The organism is Roseateles sp. P5_E11, from assembly GCF_054049355.1.
The window spans coordinates 1-1,554 of the sequence record NZ_JBFUMO010000924.1; the positions used below are offsets into that span (position 1 = coordinate 1).

A 1,554-nucleotide genomic window follows, 5' to 3' on the forward strand; every position below is an offset into this window, starting at 1 on the left:
TTGCAGCACCAGGTCCTGGCTGGCCGGTGCGACGTCGGCTTCTGAAGCATCGCCTGGGAGCAGGCGCACGCTTTCGGGTAGGGCAGTGCGCGCGGCGGCCAGGCGCTCGGGCAGCAGTTCGATGCCGGTCAGGTGCGCGGGCAGCAGCCCCAGGCGCAGCAGGTCCAGCAGATTGCCACCGGCACCGCAGCCCACTTCGGTCGCTTGCCAGTCGGCCGGGCGCCCGGGATGTCGGGCAAGCAAGGTCAGCAGCACACGCTGGCGCTCCTGCCACGTCCGCCAGACCTCGGGCCGCAACAGGCAGTAGCGGTCGCCACCCTCTGCGCGGGCCTTGCGGCGGGCGTAGCGCTGCGCGATCTGGTCGAGCTCGCTCACGACAGGGCCTCGATGAAGCGGGCGGCGAGAACCGGATAGGCGTGATGCGCCATCGCGAAGGCACGACCTCGCTCACCCATCTCGGCGCGCTGCTCGGGCGTCAGCGCCGCCAGCTTCAGCAGGCCCTGGGCCACGGCGTCGGCGTCTTCAGGCGCGACCGTCAATCCGGCGCCGGCCTCGGCGACCGGGTCGTTGCCCGCCTCGACCGAATGCAGCACGGCACGACCGGCCATCAGGTAGTCGATGAGTTTGTTGGGCGCGATGCCGAAGCGGTAGATGGGCGTGCGCTGCCAGCCGATGTAGGCGATGTCGAAGTGGCTCAGCAGCGTCGGGATCTGGGCTTTGGGAATGGGAGCGAAAAAGCGCACTTGCTTCAGCCCCTCGGCGTCGGCGCGCCCGGCCAGGCGTGTCGCCTCGTGCCCGCTGCCCACCAGCACGAAGCTGATCGGCCGATCGCGCAGCTTGGCGGCTGCATCCAGAAGCACGTCGAGCGCATTGGGCAGGCCCATGGAGCCGGCATAGCCGACGATGACGCGACCGGCCGCGCGCTCCGCGTCGAGATGCGCCGACAGCGTCACACCGAGTGGCGCCGATTCACCCTGCCATTCCTCTGGCGCAAAGCCATTGGGCACGATGCGCAGCTTGTTCAGATCCAGGCCCTTTGAAGCCATGTGCTCGTGCACGCAGGGCAGCATGGAGACGACGACATTGGCATCTCGATACGCATCCACTTCCGCCTTGCCGCACATCAGCGCGAAAGGGTGACGCGGCGACATGCCGGACAGCTCGATCAGCGACAGCGGCCAGAGATCGTGCACCTCGTAGACCAGCTTGGCCTTGGCCAGTCGTGCCAGCTTCCTGGCGACCCAGACATCCATGGGATAAGTGCTCGACGCGATCACGGCATCAGGCCGGAACTCGCGCGTCAGCCGCCATGCGTCGGCGCGCAACTGGCGCAGGAAGGACAGGATGTTGCGCAAGCGGCCCACGCCGTTGCCCTGGTAGCTGGGCACCGGCAGCCAGCGGTAGCGGATGCCATCGATGATCTCCTCGACCGGTTGGCCGGGCACCTCGGGCTGTACGGCGCGCACATGGGAGTAGCTGGCCGCGACGATGGTGACCTCGTGACCCGCCCTCACCCATTCACGGGCCAGGTAGTAGGGTCGGAACTCCATGCCG

At 68.2% G+C, this 1,554-nt stretch carries 2 protein-coding genes; both read right to left on the bottom strand.

The window, feature by feature from the left end; translation table 11 throughout:
• Positions 1-375, bottom strand: a 375-nt coding sequence (locus tag ACXJKR_RS32125; RefSeq protein ID WP_457326305.1) for a methyltransferase domain-containing protein, incomplete at its 3' end; no start/stop codon positions are given.
• The coding region (locus ACXJKR_RS32130; protein ID WP_457326306.1) for a glycosyltransferase family 4 protein at positions 372-1,554 on the bottom strand (1,183 nt) is incomplete at its 5' end. The genes ACXJKR_RS32130 and ACXJKR_RS32125, both read right to left, overlap by 4 nt.